Here is a 22,854-nt window from a genome sequence, read left to right on the forward strand (position 1 = left end):
CATTTTTTAAATTCTAAATTTCACATTTCTCATATCAAATGCCCTTAGTTACACTTACATCAGATATCGGTAATCAGGACTACCTTGTAGGTGCCGCTAAGGGCAGGCTTTTATGCATCAATCCCGAATTCAACATTATCGATATTTCACACAGCCTGTCCCCATTCAATTACCCCCAGGCTGCCTATGTTTGCCGCAGTGCCATTAAAAACTTTCCAGAGTACTCTTATCACATTATTCTGGTCAACCTTTTTGAATCAAAGCCAGAACAATTACTGCTGGCCTTTCATCATGATCAATACATCATCTGTGCCGATAATGGCCTACTGAGTATGATTTTGGAGGGAAAACCCGAAATGGTGATCGGTCTTCCGCTGGAAAAAACTGCGATTAAAAACACACTTTATTGCATTGACATCGCTGCAAAAGCGATCACACAAATGCTCAATGGAGAGCCAGCTGAAAAGATTGGCATCCCTGATGTTGAGTACATTGAAAAGAACCCGCTGCGTCCCTTACTTAGTGACAATTGGATGGAAGGTCAGATCATCTTCATCGACAACTTTGAAAATGTCATCGTTAACATTACACAGGAGCAGTTTGAACAACAACGTAAGGGCAGGAAATTTAAGATCATATTCAAGCGCGATGAAATGATTGAACGAATTAGCGGTTCTTATGCCGATGTACCTCAGGGTGAAAAACTGGTATTGTTCAACAGCGCGGGATATATGGAGATCGCCATCAACAAAGGCAATGCAGCCGGCCTGTTTGGACTCAAGGGCTTCAAAGAGTCGCACAGCCAGTTCTCTGCCGTGCTGCAAAACAGGCTATTCTATCAGACTGTAAAAGTTTACTTTGAATAACCGCCTTCACCTCTAACTTCGCACCTCCTAGTTAGATCAATAATATATGCAAGTTGACATACTCATCATTGGCCAGGGCATTTGTGGCACTATGCTTTCTTGGAACTTATTCAAAGAAGGCAAAAGCTTTTTAATTGTTGACAACAACCTGCCTGCGGCTCCTTCAAAGGTTGCTGCAGGAGTCATTAACCCGGTTACAGGCAGGCGCTACTCCTATAGCTGGATGATCGACACTTTAATGCCTTTTGCGCATGAAAGCTATGCCGAAATTGGCAACTTCCTGGATCAAAAAATCAGTTTTGAGAAGTCCATCATTGACTTTTTTCCCTCTGCCCAAATGCGGGATGCGTTTGTTACACGCATGACAGAAAATGATACCTACCTGCATACCTACCCCGATCAAAACCAGTTCAACCAGTATTTTAACTATGAATTTGGTTGTGGAAAGATCCAGCCCGCCTACACCACCGACCTTCAAACATTGCTGTCCTCCTGGAGATCTTACCTAACAAACCGCAACTTGTTATTGGAAGAAGACTTCAAGGCAGAAAACCTGTCCTTCCAGACAGACTCTGTTTCTTACAACCATATCACTGCTGAAAAGATTATCTTTTGCGATGGTATTCACTCTATGAACTACTCATGGTTCAAAGGGCTACCGTTTGCTCCTAGCAAAGGCGAAGCTATTTTAATTGAAAGCAAGGAACTCACCAACCAGCATATCTTCAAAAAGAGCATGGCCATTGTACCACTATTCTCCGAAGATTTGTTCTGGGTAGGATCTTCTTACGAGTGGGATTATAGCCATCCCAACCCAACCAACGAGTTCTTAGAAAAAACAAAATTTCATCTCGACACATGGCTGAAAGTTCCCTACAAAATTGTTGATCACAAAGCTGCGCTGAGGCCTTCCACCCTGGAAAGGAGACCCTTCGTGGGATTTCACCCGCAAAACCCAATGATTGGTATACTAAATGGCATGGGCACTAAAGGCGCGTCATTAACACCCTACTTTGCCCAACAACTTGCCCAGCATATTGTCAATGGAGTTCCAATTACACCAGAAGCAGATATAAACCGCTTCCAGCGAATTCTTTCTAAATAAGAAAAAAACATGAGGCAATAAACGCATTTTCCTGTAACGTAAATCCACCCTAACGGATTTACGTTTCTCTTGTATTTTTGCGCCTTTAATCAATCATGAGCCATTTTAACGAACCCCAATACGTGATTCCGGCCCGCTACCGGAAAATGGAAAATATGCACATCATCTTCTGGCTGCTGAAAGATGTCAGCTGGTGCATGATATGGAAAGAACTGGGTTTGATCATGATTTTGCCCACCCTGATCATTTCTATTATTATAGCCTGGCGCACAAGAGACTTAAAGTCCGAACTGGCCCACAACCTGGCCATTACTTTCTGGATCTCCGCCAACTCCTATTGGATGATCTCCGAATTTTTTGGCTTTGACGAAGTGCTCATCTGGCATCAATTCACAGGCAAGCACCTGGCCATCCTCCCATTTGCGATTGGCGTACTCACTTTAGCATACTATTACCTCTTCCAAAGACAAAAAGAAGAAAAGCAAGCACAAGTGGTTACGCTATAAAAAATATTCTTTATCAATCAACTAATTATAATTAAGTTTTCTCTACTCCCCACATACAAATCCAGCGCCTTATTCCGCCCTTTCTAATATATCTAACTACCCACATGAGTGCAAGGCGGAATACAGCGCCTCCAGTCTCTCCTCCTATCACGCAAAACTCTTTCTTCCAACCCACGCCAGTCTAACCACAAAAGCACCGATCAAATTATCTATCTAACATAAATGCATCCTAATGACCTGTAGTTCAAATTCTTGTGCACTGGCAAGGCTGCGCACGCGGAGCGATTGCGGCAGCCTTGATTTTTTGGTTCCTTTTGCATCAAGACAAAAGGAACAAAGGAAACCGTTTAAACTCCTATTTTCGCGCTTAACCTCTTATTTTACCGCCCATCACACATACTTTACCGATCATATGGCAAAAAGTACCGTTCATATCGGATGGGCTTGAAATACCCCTTAACATCGATATATCTTTACGTCTTCAAATCAAATAGGAGTATTTCTCCACCCAACATGAACAAATTTCTGGAATCCTTATTTACCCACTATCGTCTTTGGGTAAACCCACCGGAAATCTCCAACCTGTAATTTTTCCACAGTAAAGATTCAACCGAGTTAAGGACATGTGCCTTTGCACAAGGCATGTATTCTAGCCGTTGCACACGGCAGTATTCAACATTCATCAAAATGAAATCAAAAAAATGGATGGTGATAGCCATTGCTATGCTCATTCTGGTCTTACACCATCATACACATATCAACTACAACCAAACACAAATCCGAAAGCGCCGTATTCAGCCGGTACAGGAAACAAAATCAGATTTCTTTCTGTTGCCAGGCTTTTTACCCGTCGCATTGGGATGGTAAACCATTGCGTGTATTGAAATAAACGCTCATTATAAACCATTTTTTCAAACCTAAAAATCAACAACTATGGCCAGCATAGGCAAAAAAATCCTGTCTGCATTTGTTGAAGTAACCGAAGAAGCAAAACCGGTTACCAGTGAAGAAAAGACCTTCACCCCAGTTAACAATGCAGCTACGAAACCGATGAACACTGCAAATAGCAGCAAGTTCAAAGAACACTTTGATCAACTGTTCAAAGAAGCAGAGATCCAGGGTCCCGACTACTTCGAGTTTGCTAAAATGATCGAAGCCATGCACTGTATTCCTGATGAAGCAACCAGGTACAATGCAGCCTTCGCAGGCTTGACGGTACAAGGACTGAACAAACAGCACCTTTTATCAACAACAAAACAATATCTGGTATTGCTTGATGAAGATGCAGAAAACTTCAATGCGACGATTGATACCACTTTGCAGGAGAAGGTACAAACAAGAAAACAGGAGATCGAAACAAAAAGCAGGCGCATACAACAACTGTCACAGGAATTAGCAAGCCTTCAACAGGAAATCGCGCTCATGGGTCAGGAAGTCAAAGAGCAGGAAGAAAAAATTCAAAACAACACAAACAATTACAAAACAGAATTGGAAAAAATCAAATCCAATATTCTGCAGGACATAGAAAAAATTAAACAGTACATCAACTAAAAACAAAAAACATGAACGACACAATCCATAAAACAAAAACACCTGGATGGTTCTCTGAACCTAAAAATGTAGCCACTACCGTGATAGGTCTATCATTGGCTATGGGTCTCGCCTATGGCTTTTCCACGTTTGTATTGCCATGGTTGTTGACCGTAACATGGAATCTCGTAAACCTGGTCATAGGAGGTCTGATCCTTGGCTTTTTGCTAACGATCATTACCAGTAAGAAGTTCTGGAGAGCAGTGAAATACCTCTCTGAATTCATCGCCAACTATACCATTGGTGTTGTCATTGAACTGAACCCATTCAACATCTTGCAAGCCAAGATTGAGCAAGGTTATGATGACAGGAACACATTGTACAAGCAAGCGGCCCGGTTAAAAGGCAAGCAAAGTGAGTTGATGAATAAACTGCAGGAAAAAGAGAAGGAATTACAATTGAATGCACAGAAAGTAATCATCCTGCAGACTGAAAATAAGAATGGCAGGCAACTCGATCTGTATGCCAACAATGTATTGCGTTGCCGTGAGTACATTGATAATGTAACGCCTATAGTAGGCGACCTGAACAAGCTGGTAAAGTTTGCTGACATGGCGTATGAAGAAAGCGGGATCATGCTTGAAGATGCCAGGTTGGATCTGGAAGCAAAGAAAGACCTGTATTATTCAGTAACTACAGGCTTATCTGCCGTTACTAGCGCCATGAAAGCCTTCAAGGGTGACGATGAATTAAACACTGATGCTGAAAAAGCATTGGCAGTATTGAAAGAACAGATTGGCGAAAAGATTGGACACATCAAGTCAGCTATTGACGTCACCTCCAGGTTCATGGACGACAAAGTGCTGGAAGACAGGGCTAAGTCAGCCCAGGCTGTTGAACTGATCAAAAAATTCAACATGCAATCAGACTTCAACTATACCAAAACCGCTCTGGAAAACAACAAAGACACGGGCAATTTAAAAGGTGTACAGATCACCGACCGTTACAGAGGCCTGCTCGATTAAGACCAATTTCCCATCACTTCCCCAATTAACGGAGCACTGAAAAAAAATACACAGTGCCACCGAACACCCAATCCATGTCCTTGCAAAACCATAAACAAACTTTTAAATAATCTAAAATCAAATCAACATGACAATCAAATTAAAACCTGCCGGTAAAATATTAATCATTGCTGCAGTCATTGCTGCAGGTATTGTAGGCGTAAGATGGTATCAAAGCCGTCCAAAGGACGTAGGAAACTCCATTGAAGTAGGAAAGGTATCCCTGCCAGATGCACCGGAAGCTTCCTTGAGCGATCAGGCAGTTCAATTGCCTTTACCATCAGAAGAACCTGCATATAATGGCGGCACAGGAATCGTTTGGGAGCGCATGGCCTGGAACAGCCAATTCTCAGGTATGTACGCCAATGGTGGTGTACGTACAACCAAAGGTTCGCTTTTCGATAAAGCCAACCTTGATGTGAATTATGTACGCCAGGATGATTGTAACAAGCAAATGGCCGACCTGGTAAAGTTCGCAAATGACTATAAGAACAATCCAAACGCAACTGGTGTGCTGATCACGTTTATGGGTGATGGTATGCCCGCATTCATGACCTCTTTATCAAAAGAACTGGAAGCTTTAGGCCCGGAATACCAGCCGATTATTCTGCCAATAGCACACGGTAAATCTTTTGGTGAAGACCAGGTTATGGGCCCTCTTTCATGGAAGAAAGACCCACAACAAGCATTAGGGAAATGTGTAGCCGGTGTATTGCGCGACGGTGATGTGAACATTTTGCTGAAGTGGGCTGGTGACAATGGCTTGAAAGTGAATCCTGATGAAACCACTTACGATGCCAATGCGATCAACCTGGTTGCAGCCAATGACTTCCTGGATGCACCTAACAAGTACATCACGGGTTATTCTGAAAAAAGAAAGATCGTGATCAATGGTAGAACTACTGGTAAAGATACCGTCGTAGGTGTTGATGGAGTTGCTACATGGACGCCCGGTGACGTAAACGTGGCTACTAAAAAGGGTGGACTGGTAACGATTGCCAACACAAAGCAATATGCATCTCAAATGCCTAATCAAACCATCGCTATTAAAAAGTGGGCCTATGATCACAGAACCGCTGTGGAAAACATGATCATTGCGCTTGCACAAGCTGGCGACCAGGTTCGATCATTTAATGGTGCAAAAGCTTTTGCTGCACAGGTAAGTGCCGAAGTCTACGGAGAAAAAGATGCTGAATATTGGTTGAAATACTACAATGGTGTTGAAGAAAATGACGTACAGGGTTTAAAGGTGAATCTTGGTGGTTCTACAGTATTCAACCTTGCCGATATGGCCAACACCTATGGCCTGGGAGAAGACAAAGTAGACCGTTACAAGGCAGTGTACAACACCTTCGGTAACCTGATGGTAAAAATGTATCCCAACATTATGCCTTCCTTTATGCCATATGAAAAAGCTGTTGACAAATCGTTTTTGTTATCTGTGCTTTCCAATCATACAGATTTGTTAGAAGGTAAAGCGATGGAAACAAAATATGCATCATCAATTACCAGTAAGGTTTCTTCTAAATCTTACTCCATCGAATTTGAATCCGGCTCTTCAAACATTAATCCTTCATCCTATCAGCTGCTGGATGACATATTTGAATCAGCAGTCGTAGCAGAAGGTCTGAAATTGGGTGTGTATGGTCACACGGACAACAAAGGTTCTGATGCAATCAACAGGCCTCTTTCTGAAAAGAGAGCTGGAGCTGTAAAAGCTTACCTGTTGAAGAAAGGCTTGAAACAGGATCAGATTGAATCAAAAGGCTTTGGCTCAAGTCAGCCCATTGCAGATAACAACACCGAAGCCGGCCGCAGCAAGAACCGCCGTGTAGAGATCGTATTAGGTGAATAATAGTACCCAACCAATGGTGAATGGGTTCACCCCCATTCACCATTCCTAATTCACCATTCACCATTGACCATTCACAATCAAAATCAAATCAATGAAAACAATATTCCAACCATTTGGCAAGATCAGTAAACAGGCATTCATCATCATGATAGTCATGCAGGTGATGTTTGCTTTGGTGTTCTGGCACACAACTTCAAATGGCCTGATACCACAACCGGCGAAAGTAGCGAAAGCCTTCTTCCATCTTCTTTCCACAAGATTGCTGTTGGATAATATCCTGGTAAGCCTTGCACTCACCGTTCAGGCCATGTTGTATTCGATCGTGATTACACTGGCTTTTGCTTATTTATCGGTGATCCCATTCTTTAAAAGCATTGCTCAATTCCTGGTAAAATGCCGGTACCTGACATTAACGGGTCTCATCTTCATCTTTACATTGCTCACCAAAGATGGCAGCCAGTTGAAGTTATCATTATTGGTATTTGGCATTGTCCCCTTTTTTGTCACCTCCTTTCTTTCTGTGATCTTGAATATCGACAAACAGGAATATGAACTATGTAAAACACTTGGCTACAACAACTGGCAAACCTTATATGAAGTGATCATTGTGGGCAAAGCTGATGCCGTATTCGAAATATTACGTCAAAACTTCGCTATCTCATGGTTGATGATCACACTGGTTGAAGGACTCAACATGAGTGAAGGTGGTATCGGTACTTTGCTGATCAAGTACAATAAATACAACGACCTCACCAACGTACTGGCCTTGCAGCTCGTGATATTTTTGATAGGACTGCTATTTGACTTTTTACTGGGCACAACAAGACAATGGTTATTCCCTCACACCAAAATAGCAATAGGAGGTACCAAATGACAACACACACAAAAGAAGAAATCATTCTCAAAGCTGAAAATGTTCATCTTGAATACGACAACAAAACGATCCTGAGAAACATCAACTTCAGCATCAAGAATATTGTACGCCCCGGCATGGAACAGGGACAGGTAGTTTCCCTGATCGGCAGAAGCGGTATTGGTAAAACCCAATTGTTCAAACTGCTATCTGGATTGCAACAACCTACATCCGGACATATCCATATTCAAAATGACCAGCCGGTAAGAGCAGGTGATATGGGCGTGATCTTCCAGAACTACTATTTGTTTGAATGGCGAACCATCCATCAATCACTGATGTTGGCGGCAAAACAAAACCCAGCTCTTAAAGGCCACGAAACAGATGCTATAAAAAAGAGTGCAGCAGATTTTGAATTAACCGATCACCTGCAAAAATATCCTCAGCAATTATCAGGTGGACAAAGACAGAGGGCAAGTATTATTCAACAACTGCTCAAAGGTTCTGACTTTTTGCTTCTGGATGAGCCTTTTTCCGGTCTGGATGCCTGTGTCCTCGATAAAGTGGTAGAGCTTCTTTTACAAGTATCCATATCAGATGAACTAAAAACATTGGTCATTGTATCCCACGACATCGCTACTGCCATTGCCATTTCTGATACCGTGTTCATCTTAGGCAAGGAAAAAGACTTACCCGGTGCCACCATCAAAAAAGAGATTGACCTCATTGCCCGCGATCTGGCCTGGCAGAAGAATATCAAAAGAGAAAAAGCATTTCTTGAAACCGTTGAAGAAATAAAGAACTGCTTATAATAGTTGGTTGGTTTTTGATTTGATAAAGGCTCCCGGCTCTCCGGGGGCTTTTACTTTCACCTCAGAAGTTTATCTTTGCCCGCACTTTTACGCCCAACAAACATTGGGATAATATTTTATATTTTAAATTTTAGATTTTCATGTATCGTTCTCATACCTGTGGCGAATTAAGACTGCATCACGTAGGTACAGCTGTAACACTGGCTGGCTGGGTGCAAACCGTAAGAAAGTTCGGCTCTATCACTTTTGTTGACCTTCGCGACCGTTACGGCATCACGCAGTTATTGTTTGGTGAGCAACTGAATGCTCAGTTAGACGAATCGCCCCTGGGCCGTGAGTTTGTGATCCAGATTTCCGGTACTGTGACTGAACGCAGCAATAAAAACCTCAACATTCCTACAGGCGATATTGAGATCACCGTTGATTCTTTCAAGATCCTCAACAAATCAGCCGTACCGCCCTTCACTATCCAGGACGATACCGATGGTGGCGACGACCTGCGCATGAAATATCGCTACCTCGACCTGCGTCGTAACGCAGTAAAGAAAAACATTGAGCTTCGCTATGCTGTTAACCGCGCTACACGCGATTACCTGCACAAGCAAGGCTTTATGGATATTGAAACACCATTCCTGATCAAGTCCACGCCCGAAGGCGCCCGCGACTTCGTGGTTCCTTCCCGCATGAACGAAGGTCAGTTCTACGCTCTTCCGCAATCACCCCAGACCTTCAAACAACTCTTGATGGTGAGCGGTTATGACCGTTACTACCAGGTTGTAAAATGTTTCCGCGATGAAGACCTTCGCGCCGACCGCCAGCCAGAGTTCACCCAAATAGACTGCGAAATGGCTTTCGTAGAGCAGGAAGATATTTTGAACATGTTCGAAGGACTGATCAAATTCATTTTCAAAGCCGTTAAAGACATCGACTATACCGAGCCTGTTGAACGCATGACCTGGGAAGACGCCATGTGGAACTACGGCATCGACAAACCAGACATTCGCTTCGGCATGAAAGTAGCCAACCTGAAATTCCCTTCCACTATTTTCCTGGCCAAGCAAGACGCAGCTCAGGCCTCCCCTTTAGGGGCCGGGGGTGAGTCCGGCGCGTCCGGCTTCGCTGTCTTCGACAATGCTGAAACTGTAGTAGCCATTGCCGTTCCCGGTGCAGCAGAATATACCCGTAAGCAAATCGACGAACTGACCGACTGGGTAAAACGTCCGCAAATCGGTATGCAGGGGCTGGTGAACATCCGTTACAATGCTGATGGCTCTCTAAAGAGCAGCGTAGATAAATTCTTCTCACCTGAGCAGTTAAAAGCGATTGCAGAATATACCGACGCAAAACCTGGAGATCTCGTACTGATCCTGGCGGGTGCAGAAGAAAGAACCCGTAAAGCCATTTCCGATTTGCGCCTCGAACTGGGTGAGCGCCTTGGCTTCCGCAAAAAAGACGAATTCAAGCTCTTATGGGTGCTCGACTTCCCATTGTTTGAATACGATGCTGAAGAAAACCGCTGGGTAGCCCGTCACCATCCGTTTACCTCGCCCAAGCCTTCCCAGATAGAAGAAATGATCAATAACAATCCTGTAATTGAGAATGCGGCAGACTACCTGAAACATCCTTATGCCAACATCAAAGCCAACGCATATGATATGGTATTGAACGGCAACGAAATAGGCGGAGGTTCTATCCGTATCTTCCAGCGCGAGCTGCAGGAAAAAATGTTTGCAGCCCTCGGCATGAGCGAAGAAGAAGCCCAACACAAATTCGGCTTCTTATTGGGCGCCTTTGAATACGGCGCACCTCCGCATGGTGGTATCGCCTATGGTTTCGACCGTCTGTGTGCCATCCTCGGTGGCAGCGAAAGCATCCGCGACTTCATTGCCTTCCCCAAAAACAACAGCGGCCGCGACGTCATGCTTGATGCCCCATCTTCAATCGATGAAAAACAACTGGAAGAACTCAATATCCGGTTGGCAGTTAAAGTAAAATAATCCATGCATAGACCAAATCAGTATATAACAGCTTGCTGGGTGTATTCCAGCAAGCTTTTTTTAGTACTCATCCTTCCAACCTTGAATCTCTAAACCCATTCACCACCGTATCCCTGGAGTATAATTGAAGCGTACCTGAAGGGTACTTGAAGCACGAAACAGATTTTGCCCCCTCCCCCCTCCTTCCTAATTAACATTTTAACCCCTTCTTTAAGGTTCTTTTGTTCCATTACGGCACAGCTCTTGCGCCCTTATTCTGAGTTATGAAAAATCTCATCTACGTCTTTATTTCTATGATTCTATATACATCATGTCAGGAAAGCGGTAATGCGCAAGAGCCGCTTTTAGACACCACTATTGCAGAAACAAAGCTCAACGTTCCCTATGGACAGGACACCGCCCAGCGCATGGACATTTATTTACCCGCAGGCCGGTCTTCCGGCTCTACCAGGTCAATAGTCCTCATCCACGGTGGTGGTTGGGCCTACGGTAGAAAGTCCGACTTTGCCACCTATATCGACACGCTCAAAAAGCGCTTACCACACTATGCCATTTTCAATCTTGAATACCGCCTGGCATCAGAAAAAGCCAAATTCCCCTCCCAGGAGCAGGACGTTAAAGCTGCTTTGGACTTTATCACCCAGCACTCAGACAAATACGGGATTGACAGCAACGAATTGGTGCTTTTGGGTGCCTCTGCCGGGGCACACCTGGCCATGCTGCAAGCCTATAAATACCAGTCGCCCAGGATCAAAGCCGTCATCGACTTCTTTGGTCCCACCGACCTGACAGCGATGTACAATAAGCCATGGCACAACATGATCCCCTTTGCCCTGCAAACCCTGACAGGCACGACGCCAAAAGCGGGAAAGGAAATCTACGAGCAGTCTAGCCCTGCACATTTTGTAACTGCTCAAACCCCTCCCACCCTGATCCTTCATGGAGGCAACGACCCGGTGGTCAATATCTCCCAATCGAAGCTATTGAAAGCAAAACTGGAAAAAGCAGGAGTACGGCACGAATTAGTAGTTTACCCAAGGGAACGGCACGGCTGGTTTGGATCAACACTCAGCAATTCCTTCGACAGAATCATCAAATTCCTGGAAGAACAACCAAATTAAAGCATGAGCAAATCCTGGCTTCCTACCATCATGTAGCTGGAGTGACCATTCTTATTAATAATATTATGAATAAAAGTTAGTTTCTCTTGCACACGCTGATTAATAATGAACGGATACAAATCCTGTAGCCCCATACTCCGGCTTATACTATTCATGGTGAAAGTTAGCGGTAGCCATAATTGCATGATATGATCAAAATCTTTCACCCTGTAGGGGTCTGCTTTGATCTCTGTCCTTAAGGGCGCTGCTGTTTGTATTCCGCGAGGATCAACACTGAAACCAAATGAGTAAGCTGTTTCAAGTGTATCTACAATATGCATATAATGAGCCCAACTTTCGGCCCAGTCCTCCCAGGGGTGCACACTGGCATACGAACTGATATAATGCGCCCTCCATTCCTCAGAAGGCCCCTTACTATAGTGTATTCTTAATGCTGCGCCATAATCAGCACGCTCATCTCCAAACAACTGCCGGAAAGCATCCAAATCTGCAGAATTGTTGATCAATCTTTCCCAATAGTAATGCCCTATTTCATGCCGGAAATGTCCAAGTACGGTTCTATACATTTCATCCATCAGTTTCCGCGTTTGTTCCCGGATAATATCATCAGCCTCCGCAATGTTTAAGGTAATTAACCCATTACTATGACCAGTTAAAATTCTTTCATTGGATACCGAATGTCCATCAGCAACAAAATCAAAGCACAAACCTTTTTCCGCATCCTCAGCTTTGCTGATCAGGGGAAGTTTCATGCGGAGTAATGAGTAAATAAGACGGTGCTTGGCAAACTCTATCACCCGCCAATGTTGAATATATTCCGGCTTACTAAGGTTAGGTATGGTCCTGTTTAATGCACATGCTTTGCAAAAGGGAGACTCACTTTCAGCAGGCACCAACCAATTACATACCCCGTATTCATGATTCGCACAATACCTGTATCGAATTCCGGAGTTCCCCTTAGACATCCAAAATGTATCTTCCGCTCTAAGTATTGAAGTCATCTGAAGATCATCGGCATTAAACCCAAGTAAAGACTGACAATGTTCGCAATGAGTATTCTCAAAATAAACCAGTTGCCCGCAGTTGGAGCATTTGAAAAGTTTCATGCACCATTAATTTACAAATAATCTGCCACACCCCATATATAAACATATTTTATATCAGAAAATATTCTAAACAAAACACAATACACACATCAATATCGCACATTTTTTATTATATTTCATTTTTATACACTTTCAATACAACAGAGAGTTGGCTATTATAAATATATTTATTAAATAAATTATACATAATCATGTAGTGCCGCATCATTTTAAATCAACAGCTTATGACGACAGAAACCTTGCTTCAGAAGTATATGTGCCCGGAGGGTATTTGGGATGAAATGTATGATGGATACAGTATCAGGGAGTACTATCACAACATCTTTAATAACCTCCAATCATTGGATATTAATGCGCTCCAGCAGAAAGAGAAGTTAGCGGGCGAGTTATTCATGAACCAGGGTATAACCTTTACTGTATATAGCGAAAGCACCGGCATTGAACGGATTTTCCCATTCGACATCATCCCCCGTATTATCACGGGTACAGAATGGGACAGAATAGAAAAAGGCATCCAACAGCGCCTGAAGGCATTGAATCTTTTCTTGAAGGACATTTATTCAGGACAGCAAATTCTGAAAGACAACGTCATCCCAGCCCAGTTGATTGCTTCCTGCCCCTATTATACGCGCAAAGTTTTTGGCATAAGGGTACCTCATGATATTTATGTCCACATCTCCGGCATTGACCTGATCAGGGGTGATAATGGTGAGTTTTATGTACTGGAAGATAACCTGCGTACCCCTTCCGGTGTTTCTTACATGCTGGAGAACAGGCAGGTAACAAAGCGCATTTTTCCTGACCTATTGGCTGCCAACCACGTACGCAGAGTAACCGAATATCCCTTACTACTCCACCAGATCTTATTATCACTCGCACCATCACAGATCTCAAATCCTAAAATTGCACTGCTCACCCCAGGCATTTACAATTCGGCATATTATGAACATACTTTCATGGCAAGGCAAATGGGAATAAACCTGGTGGAAGGCCGGGACCTGGTGGTAGATCAGCACAAGGTTTACATGAAAACCACCAAAGGTCTGAGCCAGGTGCATGTCATTTACAGGAGAATTGACGATGAGTTTCTGGACCCCCTAATTTTTAAATCAGACAGCATCCTTGGGGTGCCAGGCTTATTAAGTGCCTACCGCAATGGCAATGTTGCTATTGTAAATGCAGTAGGTAATGGTGTTGCCGACGACAAGGCAGTTTATGCTTACGTGCCGGATATGATCCGGTATTACCTCAACGAAGAGCCTATCCTCCCCAATGTTCCCACCTACCAATTAAGTGATGCTGATGCGAGGGAGTATGTCTTTGACAATATCCAACAAATGGTGATCAAACGCACTGATCAATCGGGAGGTTATGGAATGATCATGGGCAATAAAATAAGTGAAGAAGACTGGCTGAAGGCTAGAAAAGAAATTGAAAAAAGCCCTCGTAGCTTTATTGCACAACCAATTATTAAGCTATCAACTGTCCCCTGCTTTATAGATGGGAAATTTCAACCCCGCCATGTTGATCTAAGGCCCTACGCCTTATGTGGACCCAATGGCGTCCAGATTGTGCCCGGCGGTCTCACCCGAGTGGCATTGAAAGAAGGCTCCCTGGTGGTCAATTCTTCGCAGGGCGGTGGCAGTAAGGACACCTGGATCATTGATTAATCACCAAATCTATTTCACCTTAAAAATCGATCCCTCAATATGCTAAGTAGGATTGCTGATTCTTTATTTTGGCTGAGCAGGTATATGGAACGTGCTGATAGTTTGTTGCGCTTAACATCCACTCACTATATTTCATCGCTCGACAAGGATTTAACCACCTATAGAAACTGGAAACCGGTACTGGAAACCTTTTCAGCCGCCAGCCCTAAAGAAATTGAAACTTTGGAAAATGATACGGAAGGAGCCCTTGTCAAACTGCTTATGGATGTATCTAACCATAATTCATTGAAATTAATAGTGAACCGTGCCCGCGAAAATGCCCGTGGCGTACAGGACAATATCACAAAGGAGGTATGGGGCGAGGTAAACAAAATGTATCATCTCATCAACCAACCCATTCTGCTATCCCGCCTGAATGCAAATGATGCCATGGAAGTAATGGATTGGTTCACCCAACATTGCGTAACATATACCGGCCTCACCCAAATAACCATGCCCAGGGGTACAGGCTGGGATTTCATGAACCTTGGGATATACCTCGAGCGCACTTTGCAAACCATTACCTTTCTGCAAAAGCAGTTACAGTTGTTGAACCAAATGGAGACCGAGCCAAACGATATTTTGTATTGGCGCTACCTCCTGCTCTCCCTTTCAGGCTACGAGCTTCATTTAAAGACTTATCAAAACACACATCACACCTACAATGTTTTGCACCAGGTGGTATTGAACGAAAGTTTCTCACATTCAATACTATATTCGCTTACCCATGTATCAAGCTTTTTAAACCGCGTAACAGATAAAGATGATGCGGAAGGAGCCAACCTACTGCGCCTGTTTGGAAGAACACATAGCAAAGTATGTTACATGGACCTGGAATTATTAAATGGCGAATGCCTGGAGCAGTTCTTAGAAGAATTAACCGGCGAACTGCAACATTTTAATATTTTAATGGGTCAACATTTTTTCTCCTACTCTTAAGAAACAGGCATGGCAATATTTAAACTACATCACATCACTAAATACGAATACGACAGGCTGGTAAAAGAAAGCATTAATGAAATAAAAATATTTCCATACCAATGCGCGCAGCAGGAAATCGTACAGCAGGAAGTCATGATTACAGGAAATCCCGCCATTCAAACGTTTATCGATTATTGGGGCAATAAAAGCGGTTCTTTCAACCTACTGCAACCCCATAGTGAATTGGTTATTGAAAGCAGGTTGGTAATACGCACAACATCTTCAACACAATTATCTATCGATTTTCACTCAGGTTTTGATGATCTGCTTAGAGATGTTGACGGCCAGATCAACTTACTGGAACTATCCTCACCTGAAAGGATTGTTGCACAGGATGAAATTGAAAAGATCATTCAGAGCATCTATGCGCCTAACAAAAGCGTAGCAGCCGTTGTAGAAGGATGTTGCGAGTATATCTATAAATATTTCAAATACAAGAAAGGCATTACAACCACAGAAACAACTATTGACGAGATCCTGGACCATCAGTCAGGCGTATGCCAGGATTTCGCCCACTTGATGCTACAGATCCTGCGTACAATGAAAATTCCCAGCCGCTACGTAAGCGGATATATCTGCCCGATCAAAAATGGCATGCGGGGGGAAGGCGCAACCCACGCCTGGGTAGATGTCTGGATACCCAATTATGGCTGGGCCGGTATTGACCCGACGAATAACATCTGGGTCACCAATCGTCATATAAAGCTGGCAGTGGGCCGCAATTTTGTTGACTGCACTCCTATAAAAGGCACATTTAAAGGACCGGCACTGCAAAAGCTTTCTGTTTATGTATCGATTGGTTACGAAGACGGGCAAATTTTTGAAGACATGAACGACGTAGATATGGAAACGCAGCAACCTACAACAGATCAGATACCAGACTATTTAGCCGGACAGCAGCAGCAACAGTAGTATGACAACTACGAACCACAAACTTTTCTTACTTTGCCAAAGTGAATGCAACAACACCTTTAGCAGAACGCATGCGCCCGGCAGCCCTGGACGAACTGGTCGGACAGGAACACCTCACTGGTGATAATAGTATTTTACGCACAGCGATCAATAGTGGCAAAATACCTTCTATGATCCTATGGGGACCGCCGGGAACGGGAAAGACTACCATTGCTAATGTGATAGCCAATACGTTGCACGCCCCCTTTTTCACATTGAGTGCTATAAGCGCAGGTGTGAAGGAAGTACGTGAGGTGATCCAGCATGCACAAAAGCTTACAGGCGCTATTCTGTTCATAGACGAAATCCATCGCTTTAACAAAGGCCAGCAGGACGCCTTGTTGAGCGCTGTAGAAAAGGGCATTATCAGGCTCATTGGTGCCACCACAGAAAACCCCTCATTCGAAGTAAACAGCGCCTTACTCAGCCGCTGCCAGGTGTATGTGCTCAAGCCGTTGACCACTGACGACATGAATCATTTGTTGCAACAGGCCATTCAAAAAGATGACTGGCTAAAGCAGAAAAACATTCAATTACAGGAAACTGAAGCCCTGATTAATCTTTCAGGTGGAGATGCCAGGAAGTTGCTCAACTTGCTGGAACTGGTAGTTCAAAATGCTACCCCAACCACCGGCACTCCTACTGCCATTATCATTACCAATGATCTTGTATTCGATATTGCCCAGCAGCGCATTGCCCTTTACGATAAAAGCGGTGAACAGCATTACGACATCATATCCGCTTTTATCAAATCAATGCGGGGCAGCGATCCCAATGGAGCCATTTACTGGTTGGCGCGCATGATCGAGGGGGGTGAAGATGTTAAATTCATTGCCAGGCGTATGGTAATTTTTGCATCCGAAGATATTGGCAATGCCAATCCTACAGCTTTAGTCCTTGCGAATGCCACCTTTGATGCGGTAAATAAAATAGGTTACCCCGAGTCGAGGATCATACTGGCGCAATGTGCCACCTATCTTGCTTCTTCCCACAAAAGCAATGCTTCTTACATGGCTATTGAAGAAGCGCTGGATAAGGTACGCAGAGAAGGCGATTTACCTGTGCCCTTGCACATCCGGAATGCACCAACAGGACTGATGAAAAACTTGGGATATGGCAAAAACTATAAGTATGCGCATGACTATGTCGGCAACTTTGCAGAGCAGGAATTCCTGCCCTCAGAAATTGCAGGCACAGTCTTTTACGATCCAGGCAAAAACCCAAGGGAAGAAGAATTGAGAAAGTTCCTGAGAAGCTTATGGAAGGATAAATACGGGTATTGAAGAAATAATTTTCTTTCGTATCCTCCCTTCCCCCCGGCTTTATATTCTTCATTTTACATTTCCACCCCACCTTATAGAGATGTTATAGAGACCTTATAGAGACCTTATAGAGACCCTACTGCAGTGTAACTACATAGGAACTCCCTGCCTACTCAGTATCAACTCCGTACTTAAGCCGTACCATAGGCGTACTTTAGGTATACTTTAAGCATACCTAAGCCGATGCTACTTCGACCATCCTTCGATCATCCTTCGACTATCCTTCGACTATGCTTCGATCTGAATTGAGCAAATGCTCATAAATAAGAGGAAAACAACCTGCAGGCAGAACGCCTTCAAGGCCCTGAATGGAGGCAACAGGGCTGAGCCTAAAGGTACTAAACCTACCCCCACTTTCCAAGTTCTGCCCACCCAACTCCCAACTCCAAACCTCAAACTGCAAACCTCAATACCCCATTCGTCATTCAAACTTGTCCACCCCTGGCGGATTCGAATCATTCGTCATCCCCTAGATACTCCCAGGATAAAGCGTGAAAATGGTAAATTTCAATTTCCTTCCAATCTGATAAACCTATTTACGCATGCAGGTATTTCTTCCTCCAGGTGGGTCACATAAATCAGCGTCTTATTGGTAAGCGTACAGATCTGGTCCACGATTGCTTTGAACATTCTTGCCTGCTCTACATCCAGACCCTGAGCAGGCTCGTCCAGGATCAAAAGGGAGGGATTTTTAACCAATGCCCTGGCCAATAAGGTTAATCGCTGTTCACTGGCAGAAAGATGACTCAATAAGCGGTTACTGATATGTTGCAGTCCAAACAACCGGATCCACTCTGATACCCTGCTTATTTGCGCCTCATTCAATTGTCTGAATAAACCAATCGTATCAAAAAGGCCTGATGCAATAGCTTTAAACACAGAAATTGAAGGAGGAAAATATAAATGCAGTTCCGTAGAAACATACCCTATCCTTTTCTTAATGTCCCATATACTTTCACCACTACCCCTTTTTCTATCAAACAAATAAATTTCGTTGGCATAGGCCTGTGGGTTATCCCCTGTAATTAAACTTAGCAAAGTTGACTTTCCTGCACCATTAGGACCAGACAAGGCCCAGCGCTCCCCCTCTTTTACCTGCCATGAAACGTTCTTCAATATCTCTTTTGCCCCATACTGCACCCGGACGTTTTTCATATAAACTGCATTTTCAAACTCATGCACCTTATCCATCCCAGCCAGCTTTTGCAACAACACTATATCGATCTGAACCGGCTGCTTTTCCTGTTGTGGTAAGGAATTATACTCTTGTGCAGTATACAACTTTGCATTTCCCTGTTCGTTTAGCACTAATATATTGGTAATAAAAGAAGGCACAGCGTTTTGAGCAGTAACGATTATAATATGAATGCCATGTTGTGCCACCTTATGTAATATGTGCTCCAAACTGCTCCTTGCTGTTACATCAAGTCCGGTAAACGGGTTATCCAATAATAGTATACCAGGCTGCTGCAACAATGCCTTAGCCAGTTGTAAACGCTTATTTTCTCCATTAGAAAGCTGTATCAACCTGCGATTCCACAGATTATTGATTCCAAGCAGGTCCAGAAGACTGGTTAATTCCTCTCTGAAAGGTACATATGGCTGTAAGTATTCCTTGACAGTGATCGTATCTTCCGCATCAAAAGAGTTAAACCTTTGCTGGTAATAGAAGTTTGAAGTATTGGACAGATTCTTAAACTTGTGTTGTTGCTCTACCATTACTACCCTTATACCCTTCTCCATCTCTATTCGGCCACTATGGAACTGCAGTCCGGCCAAGGCATGCAAAAGCGTAGTTTTCCCACTGCCGGAAGGGCCTACTACAGCCCACTGTTCATGTTCGTTTACTTCAAAAGAAACAGGATTGATAACACACCTTGAGCCCAGTTTCACCGATAACTCAACCGCTTTGATCATTGTCATAATGCAAACTAAGAAACTAAAGATAAGTTGTATGCAAAAGTAGCTTTGCCTATGAATTGTACTTTTACTCAAATAAATGATGATGAACCAGAACTGGGTAATAAAAGCCTTTAATGAACTCGCTCCAAATGAACTTTATGCTATTCTTCGCTTAAGAAGTGAAGTATTTGTAGTGGAACAGAATTGTGTTTTCCTGGATATGGACAACAAAGATCAACAGTGCCATCACCTCATGGGGATACAGGATGGAAAACTCGTCGCGTATACACGCCTTGCCCCACCAGGTCACATATACGAACAACCTTCAATCGGAAGGGTAGTAACGGCTCCGGAAGTACGCAATTCAGGTATAGGTAAGATATTAATGAAGCAATCTATTAATGGCATCATTCAGTTATATGGAAGTCAACCGATTAAAATCGGAGCACAGTTATACTTAAAAAAATTCTATGAGTCATTCGGATTTCAGCAAATCAGTGATGTTTATCTAGAAGATGGTATTGAACACATTTACATGCTCAAAACAAATTAAACTAAAATTATATAAGGCCATACCCTTAGTTATAAAAAATTTTAAAGTCACTTGTTGCGACTTACAAGTATTCATTTTAATTTAGAATTTTTAATCCCAAGCCTTTCGAAAACGTAATCCGACTGCTATGAAGAAGACTTTACCAGGTTGTGTAGGTGTAATTATTTTTTTTGCGACTTTACTTATTTCCTCAAAGCAATCATTTTCTCAATCCATTACTACCGGAAACGGCAAACTCGAGATTGGCCTTGGCATTGGACCTATGATCTTTCTTGGAGACCTGGGTGGCAACCAGGGAAAAGGAAAGACCTTTCTTAAGGATGTCAACTTCTCTATAACGAACCTTTCAAAAGGTGCTTATATCAATTTATATCCTACAGAATGGCTAGGCTTCAGGTTTGCAGCTAATCACGGCGTTCTTGAAGGATATGATAGCCTGATCAGAGATAAAGGAGGTAACGAACTATTCAGGAAAAAGCGTAACCTGATGTTTCGTTCATCCATGTTGGAAGCTTTTTTTGCTGCCGAATTTTACCCCACTGTATTTTTAGAAAGATTTGACGAACTGAAAGGCAAATTCCGTCCTTACGGGCTGGTTGGATTTGGGATGTTCAAGTTCAACCCCAAAGGCCAATACATTAATTCGAATGGTACCAGGCGCTGGGTTGACCTGAAACCTCTCCAACTTGAAGGACAGGGAATGGATGAATATCCTAACCGTAAACCTTATAATCTGACAGCGTTTGAAGTTCCAATGGGTTTTGGATTTAAATATTATTTCAGTAATAACAAATTCATAGGGCTTGAGATTTTGCATCGTGTTACATCAACAGATTACATTGATGATGTAAGTAAAACTTATATCGACGCAAACCTATTTGATAAATACCTGACACCGGAAAATGCAACGATGGCAAAGCAATTATATTTCAGGGAAAATATTGCCAATCCATCTACAAGGCCATCAGGCCCCGCTATCAACGAACAGCGTGGAGATCCTACGGAAAATGATTCCTATTTCTCTTCCATTCTGCGTTTTGGCTGGCGCCTGGGAGGTAATAACACGCCGGAAGGCAGAGCAGCTCGTCGAGCAGCCAATCAATTACGTTGTCCTGTTTTTTATTAAGCAATGGTTAACCCTATAAAACATACAAACCAAAAACTGACATAATAAATGAACTTGAATAAATATATACGGCTTTCTGCCTTTTTCCTTTTGCTCACAGTTATTACTATAACTGGTGAAGCAAACAAAGGCATTAACCAATCCATCTTTAATATTGTACCAATCCCTGTTGACTCAGTGAGGTGTGAGCTTTTGCATGAAAAAAAGCCCTCTGCCCATTTATTTTCAAGTGCTGGCCGCGAGGGGATTACATTTATGAATTCAAAGGGTGATCAGCCTTTGGAATTCTTCATTTTCGACCTTGAGGGAGCCCTGATTCACCAAACCATATTGCAACCTAAAGAAAAGAAAACAGTAAAATATCTCAAAAAAGGTGTTTATTTATATGACCTGTTCTATAAAGATGAAGGTGTAGAACGTGGAAAGATCACTATTCAATAAAATATAACCAATAAGCGGCAGAGTATACTGGATAAAGTTGATTTGAAAGGTTGAGTAACCTAATCCGTTCCCTATATTTTTGTCCGACAAAACTTTATTTAAGTTCCTCTGCCTCCCCTTATTGGTATCTGAAAAACATAAACAAACCTTCATAGCCCAAGCCTAAATTCTTTCCCTCCAAAACTTCCTTTTTTTCTGATCTGGCTTAAATTCTTTAGCAAAAGGAATTAAATTTGACACAGCAATAAAGACAATGACTGAGCTTTAAGTTGAATCCTACACCTATTCATTAAGACACCGATTTTAATTAAGAACTTAAGAGAAGCTGTTCCTTATTACTCTCTATTTTTAGTTCGAATAAATCCACCTTTGAAAAGCCCTCCAGGATCTACCGTCCAATGAATCTACCCCATCAAATTGTATATGCTTCAGGCATGTATACCTTTAACTATTAAACCCAACCGTATGAACCTGATAGACAGAGTTAAAAATCTTTTGATGAATCCTAAAACAGAATGGCTGGCTATTAAAACAGAAAATGCAACTGTTCAGGAAATGCTTACTTCTTATGTGATTCCTTTATCCATTGTTCCAGCCGTTTTTGCCCTGCTTTCAGGATTAATCTGGCACTCCATAGGTCTTGGGCTAGCCAATGCCCTGGCAGCTATAGCCATGGCTATTATAGGATTTTATGCCGGCACCTACATTGCAGATGCTTTGGCACCTACATTTTCCTCAGAGAAAGACCTGGACAGATCAGCACAACTAGTTGGGTATTCTTACACACCCAATGCAGTTGCCAGTATTTTAGGTATTATTCCTTTTCTTAGTTTCATTGTTGTGATAGCAGGATTTGGCTATATGGTTTATTTGATGTACCTGGGGATAACACCATTAAAAAAAACACCTGATGAAAAAAGGGTAGCCTATATCGTTGTTATCCTGTTGGTACAACTCATCCTGTTTTTTGTACTGTCTGCCATCTTCACTTCCATCATATTCCGCAACTATTTCATCTACTGATGTAACGAATTGAGACAAGTTGCCATAAAGG

21 protein-coding genes are annotated in these 22,854 nt (G+C 42.9%); 19 read left to right on the forward strand and 2 right to left on the reverse strand.

Going from position 1 to position 22,854, the window contains the following annotated elements:
- Positions 1–38 precede the first annotated feature (38 nt).
- The 11 genes from OCK74_RS09420 (at position 39) to OCK74_RS09470 (ending at position 11,709) form a co-directional block, all read left to right on the forward strand.
- Positions 39–866, forward strand: a complete 828-nt coding sequence (locus OCK74_RS09420) for an SAM hydrolase/SAM-dependent halogenase family protein (RefSeq protein WP_279296774.1) — start codon at positions 39–41, stop codon at positions 864–866.
- A gap of 46 nt (positions 867–912) precedes the next feature.
- Positions 913–1,971: an NAD(P)/FAD-dependent oxidoreductase gene (locus tag OCK74_RS09425; protein ID WP_279296775.1), complete on the forward strand. Its 1,059-nt coding sequence runs from the start codon at positions 913–915 to the stop codon at positions 1,969–1,971.
- 95 nt (positions 1,972–2,066) lie between these two features.
- Positions 2,067–2,477, forward strand: coding sequence for a hypothetical protein (locus OCK74_RS09430; protein ID WP_279296776.1), 411 nt, complete (start codon positions 2,067–2,069; stop codon positions 2,475–2,477).
- Positions 2,478–3,164: 687 nt separating this feature from the next.
- Positions 3,165–3,344 carry a hypothetical protein gene (locus tag OCK74_RS09435; protein WP_279296777.1) on the forward strand — a complete coding sequence of 60 codons (180 nt, stop codon included), beginning with the start codon at positions 3,165–3,167 and terminating at the stop codon, positions 3,342–3,344.
- Between the two features lie 66 nt (positions 3,345–3,410).
- Positions 3,411–4,028 carry a kinetochore Spc7 family protein gene (locus OCK74_RS09440; protein ID WP_279296778.1) on the forward strand — a complete coding sequence of 206 codons (618 nt, stop codon included), beginning with the start codon at positions 3,411–3,413 and terminating at the stop codon, positions 4,026–4,028.
- An 11-nt stretch (positions 4,029–4,039) separates the two neighbouring features.
- Positions 4,040–5,032: a hypothetical protein gene (locus tag OCK74_RS09445; RefSeq protein ID WP_279296779.1), complete on the forward strand. Its 993-nt coding sequence runs from the start codon at positions 4,040–4,042 to the stop codon at positions 5,030–5,032.
- Between the two features lie 127 nt (positions 5,033–5,159).
- Complete coding sequence (locus OCK74_RS09450) at positions 5,160–6,926, forward strand: OmpA family protein (protein ID WP_279296780.1); 1,767 nt, start codon at positions 5,160–5,162, stop codon at positions 6,924–6,926.
- 91 nt (positions 6,927–7,017) lie between these two features.
- Positions 7,018–7,800, forward strand: coding sequence for an ABC transporter permease (locus tag OCK74_RS09455; protein ID WP_279296781.1), 783 nt, complete (start codon positions 7,018–7,020; stop codon positions 7,798–7,800).
- Positions 7,797–8,591 (forward strand): ATP-binding cassette domain-containing protein, encoded by a 795-nt coding sequence (locus OCK74_RS09460; RefSeq protein WP_279296782.1) that lies wholly within the window; start codon positions 7,797–7,799, stop codon positions 8,589–8,591. The genes OCK74_RS09455 and OCK74_RS09460 overlap by 4 nt, the downstream gene beginning before the upstream one ends.
- A 140-nt stretch (positions 8,592–8,731) precedes the next feature.
- Positions 8,732–10,588 (forward strand): aspartate--tRNA ligase, encoded by a 1,857-nt coding sequence (aspS, locus tag OCK74_RS09465; RefSeq protein WP_279296783.1) that lies wholly within the window; start codon positions 8,732–8,734, stop codon positions 10,586–10,588.
- A 263-nt stretch (positions 10,589–10,851) separates the two neighbouring features.
- On the forward strand, positions 10,852–11,709 hold the full coding sequence (locus OCK74_RS09470) for an alpha/beta hydrolase (RefSeq protein WP_279296784.1): 858 nt from the start codon (positions 10,852–10,854) through the stop codon (positions 11,707–11,709).
- Here OCK74_RS09470 and OCK74_RS09475 read toward each other — a convergent pair.
- Positions 11,706–12,815, reverse strand: a complete 1,110-nt coding sequence (locus OCK74_RS09475) for a zinc-binding metallopeptidase family protein (protein ID WP_279296785.1) — start codon at positions 12,813–12,815, stop codon at positions 11,706–11,708. The two genes, OCK74_RS09470 and OCK74_RS09475, sit on opposite strands and share 4 nt — an antisense overlap.
- 224 nt (positions 12,816–13,039) lie before the next feature.
- Between OCK74_RS09475 and OCK74_RS09480 the strand changes: the two genes are divergently transcribed.
- Genes OCK74_RS09480 through OCK74_RS09495 form a run of 4 tightly spaced genes read left to right on the forward strand, consistent with a single transcriptional unit; the run spans position 13,040 to position 17,739 of the window.
- Entirely contained in the window at positions 13,040–14,485 is a 1,446-nt protein-coding gene (locus tag OCK74_RS09480) for a circularly permuted type 2 ATP-grasp protein (RefSeq protein ID WP_279296786.1), read from the forward strand.
- A gap of 39 nt (positions 14,486–14,524) precedes the next feature.
- Complete coding sequence (locus OCK74_RS09485; protein ID WP_279296787.1) at positions 14,525–15,463, forward strand: alpha-E domain-containing protein; 939 nt, start codon at positions 14,525–14,527, stop codon at positions 15,461–15,463.
- Positions 15,464–15,472: 9 nt separating this feature from the next.
- Positions 15,473–16,417 carry a transglutaminase family protein gene (locus OCK74_RS09490; RefSeq protein ID WP_279296788.1) on the forward strand — a complete coding sequence of 315 codons (945 nt, stop codon included), beginning with the start codon at positions 15,473–15,475 and terminating at the stop codon, positions 16,415–16,417.
- Positions 16,418–16,458: 41 nt separating this feature from the next.
- Positions 16,459–17,739 (forward strand): replication-associated recombination protein A, encoded by a 1,281-nt coding sequence (locus tag OCK74_RS09495; RefSeq protein ID WP_279296789.1) that lies wholly within the window; start codon positions 16,459–16,461, stop codon positions 17,737–17,739.
- A gap of 546 nt (positions 17,740–18,285) precedes the next feature.
- On the opposite strand, the gene OCK74_RS09500 is transcribed toward OCK74_RS09495, so the two are convergent.
- Positions 18,286–19,701 carry an ATP-binding cassette domain-containing protein gene (locus tag OCK74_RS09500; RefSeq protein ID WP_279296790.1) on the reverse strand — a complete coding sequence of 472 codons (1,416 nt, stop codon included), beginning with the start codon at positions 19,699–19,701 and terminating at the stop codon, positions 18,286–18,288.
- Between the two features lie 76 nt (positions 19,702–19,777).
- Here OCK74_RS09500 and OCK74_RS09505 point away from each other — a divergent pair, with 76 nt between their 5' ends.
- The 4 genes from OCK74_RS09505 to OCK74_RS09520 all read left to right on the forward strand — a co-directional run bounded on the left by OCK74_RS09505 (position 19,778) and on the right by OCK74_RS09520 (position 22,823).
- The gene (locus OCK74_RS09505; protein WP_279296791.1) at positions 19,778–20,233 is read left to right on the forward strand and encodes a GNAT family N-acetyltransferase; all 456 of its coding nucleotides are present in this window, start codon (positions 19,778–19,780) and stop codon (positions 20,231–20,233) included.
- 127 nt (positions 20,234–20,360) lie between these two features.
- On the forward strand, positions 20,361–21,359 hold the full coding sequence (locus OCK74_RS09510; RefSeq protein WP_279296792.1) for a hypothetical protein: 999 nt from the start codon (positions 20,361–20,363) through the stop codon (positions 21,357–21,359).
- 48 nt (positions 21,360–21,407) lie between these two features.
- Entirely contained in the window at positions 21,408–21,800 is a 393-nt protein-coding gene (locus tag OCK74_RS09515; RefSeq protein ID WP_279296793.1) for a hypothetical protein, read from the forward strand.
- A gap of 465 nt (positions 21,801–22,265) precedes the next feature.
- The gene (locus tag OCK74_RS09520; protein ID WP_279296794.1) at positions 22,266–22,823 is read left to right on the forward strand and encodes a Yip1 family protein; all 558 of its coding nucleotides are present in this window, start codon (positions 22,266–22,268) and stop codon (positions 22,821–22,823) included.
- Positions 22,824–22,854 lie beyond the last annotated feature (31 nt).

The sequence above is a fragment of the Paraflavisolibacter caeni genome (genome assembly GCF_025628885.1).
GTDB lineage: Bacteria > Bacteroidota > Bacteroidia > Chitinophagales > Chitinophagaceae > Flavisolibacter > Flavisolibacter caeni.

Bases quoted from the DNA above. Each gene is read 5' to 3' on its own strand.
- OCK74_RS09420 (WP_279296774.1), top strand. From the start codon at position 39: ATGCCCTTAGTTACACTTACATCAGATATCGGTAATCAGGACTACCTT.
- OCK74_RS09425 (WP_279296775.1), top strand. From the start codon at position 913: ATGCAAGTTGACATACTCATCATTGGCCAGGGCATTTGTGGCACTATG.
- OCK74_RS09430 (WP_279296776.1), top strand. From the start codon at position 2,067: ATGAGCCATTTTAACGAACCCCAATACGTGATTCCGGCCCGCTACCGG.
- OCK74_RS09435 (WP_279296777.1), top strand. From the start codon at position 3,165: ATGAAATCAAAAAAATGGATGGTGATAGCCATTGCTATGCTCATTCTG.
- OCK74_RS09440 (WP_279296778.1), top strand. From the start codon at position 3,411: ATGGCCAGCATAGGCAAAAAAATCCTGTCTGCATTTGTTGAAGTAACC.
- OCK74_RS09445 (WP_279296779.1), top strand. From the start codon at position 4,040: ATGAACGACACAATCCATAAAACAAAAACACCTGGATGGTTCTCTGAA.
- OCK74_RS09450 (WP_279296780.1), top strand. From the start codon at position 5,160: ATGACAATCAAATTAAAACCTGCCGGTAAAATATTAATCATTGCTGCA.
- OCK74_RS09455 (WP_279296781.1), top strand. From the start codon at position 7,018: ATGAAAACAATATTCCAACCATTTGGCAAGATCAGTAAACAGGCATTC.
- OCK74_RS09460 (WP_279296782.1), top strand. From the start codon at position 7,797: ATGACAACACACACAAAAGAAGAAATCATTCTCAAAGCTGAAAATGTT.
- aspS (WP_279296783.1), top strand. From the start codon at position 8,732: ATGTATCGTTCTCATACCTGTGGCGAATTAAGACTGCATCACGTAGGT.
- OCK74_RS09470 (WP_279296784.1), top strand. From the start codon at position 10,852: ATGAAAAATCTCATCTACGTCTTTATTTCTATGATTCTATATACATCA.
- OCK74_RS09475 (WP_279296785.1), bottom strand. From the start codon at position 12,815: ATGAAACTTTTCAAATGCTCCAACTGCGGGCAACTGGTTTATTTTGAG.
- OCK74_RS09480 (WP_279296786.1), top strand. From the start codon at position 13,040: ATGACGACAGAAACCTTGCTTCAGAAGTATATGTGCCCGGAGGGTATT.
- OCK74_RS09485 (WP_279296787.1), top strand. From the start codon at position 14,525: ATGCTAAGTAGGATTGCTGATTCTTTATTTTGGCTGAGCAGGTATATG.
- OCK74_RS09490 (WP_279296788.1), top strand. From the start codon at position 15,473: ATGGCAATATTTAAACTACATCACATCACTAAATACGAATACGACAGG.
- OCK74_RS09500 (WP_279296790.1), bottom strand. From the start codon at position 19,701: ATGACAATGATCAAAGCGGTTGAGTTATCGGTGAAACTGGGCTCAAGG.
- OCK74_RS09505 (WP_279296791.1), top strand. From the start codon at position 19,778: ATGATGATGAACCAGAACTGGGTAATAAAAGCCTTTAATGAACTCGCT.
- OCK74_RS09510 (WP_279296792.1), top strand. From the start codon at position 20,361: ATGAAGAAGACTTTACCAGGTTGTGTAGGTGTAATTATTTTTTTTGCG.
- OCK74_RS09515 (WP_279296793.1), top strand. From the start codon at position 21,408: ATGAACTTGAATAAATATATACGGCTTTCTGCCTTTTTCCTTTTGCTC.
- OCK74_RS09520 (WP_279296794.1), top strand. From the start codon at position 22,266: ATGAACCTGATAGACAGAGTTAAAAATCTTTTGATGAATCCTAAAACA.